The 1325-nt window shown below is 51.8% G+C and carries 1 protein-coding gene; it reads left to right on the plus strand.

All coding sequences use genetic code 11. From position 1 onward, the window contains the following. Nucleotides 1–71: 71 nt before the first annotated feature. Nucleotides 72–1298 carry an ISAzo13 family transposase gene (locus tag JWG43_RS17465; RefSeq protein WP_205244233.1) on the plus strand — a complete coding sequence of 409 codons (1227 nt, stop codon included), beginning with the start codon at nucleotides 72–74 and terminating at the stop codon, nucleotides 1296–1298. The last annotated feature ends 27 nt before the right edge of the window (nucleotides 1299–1325 follow it).

Here is a 1325-nt window from a genome sequence, read left to right on the forward strand (position 1 = left end):
AGGAGTCTAGCAATAATAACCTGTACACTTTTTGTTTTGCATTGACGATTTTTTGACTGTATAGTCGCAGCATGGACAACCTTGCCATGCTCCAGCAAAAATATGAGCTTTTGCGGCCCCATCTTGACGAAGCGACCATGCGAATTTGTGCTGCGGCGGATGCCGTGGTACTTGGCAGAGGTGGCCCATCGCTTGTTGCAAAAGCCAGTGGACTTTCGCGCACTACTGTATATGCCGGCTTGGGTGACCTCAAGCAACCTGATATATTGCCCATTGCGCCAGTGCGGGCTACGGGACGTATCCGGCGGCCCGGTGGCGGCCGTAAATCGTTGACTGAGGTCGACCCCGATTTGTTAAGTGACCTCAATCGATTAGTTGATCCCATAACCCGTGGCGATCCCGAATCGCCCCTCCGCTGGACTTGCAAGAGTACGACCAAGCTGGCACAGGAGCTGCGAGATCAAGGGCACCGAGTCAGTCAACGCACTGTCTGGACGCTTCTGGATCAACTTGGCTACAGCATGCAATCGAACCGCAAGGCGAGGGAAGGCACTGAAAACCCGGACCGGGATGCCCAATTTCTCTTTATTGCCAACAAGGTTGAACAATTCCAGGCAAATGGTCTTCCGATTATTTCGGTGGATACCAAGAAGAAGGAATTGATCGGTCGATTCAAAAACGCTGGCCGGGAGTGGCAAAGAAAAGGGCTGCCCGAAGAGGTGAATGTCCACGACTTTGCCGACAAAGAGCTTGGAAAAGTTGTGCCGTACGGCGTCTACGACTTGACGCACAATCAGGGCTGGGTCAGCGTGGGGATCAACCATGACACTGCCGAATTCGCTGTGGCAACCATTCGTCGTTGGTGGAAGCGGATGGGGGCACGGTTCTATCCAGAGGCCACCGATCTGCTGATCACCGCTGACGGCGGGGGTAGTAATGGCAGTCGCGTTCGCCTCTGGAAAATTGAAATCCAGAAGCTTGCTCAAGAACTCAATATGACAATCCATGTTTGTCATTTTCCTCCCGGTACCAGCAAGTGGAACAAGATAGAGCATCGTATGTTCTGTCATATCAGCGAGAACTGGCGAGGGCGTCCTTTGGAAAGCCAAGCCGTGGTTGTGAACCTCATTGCCAACACACGAACAAACAAGGGGCTGACAATCAAGGCGGAGATTGATGAGGCCTTCTACCCTACAGGTATTAAGGTGCCCGACAAAGACATGGAACAACTCGCGCTCATTCGTGATGAGTTTCACGGCGAGTGGAACTACATGATTGCTCCTAAACAAAACCCATAGTGTTCAAGTTATTTTTACTAGACTCCT

The sequence above is a fragment of the Desulfobulbus alkaliphilus genome (assembly GCF_016918545.1).
In the GTDB taxonomy this organism is placed as follows: Bacteria; Desulfobacterota; Desulfobulbia; order Desulfobulbales; family Desulfobulbaceae; genus Desulfobulbus; species Desulfobulbus alkaliphilus.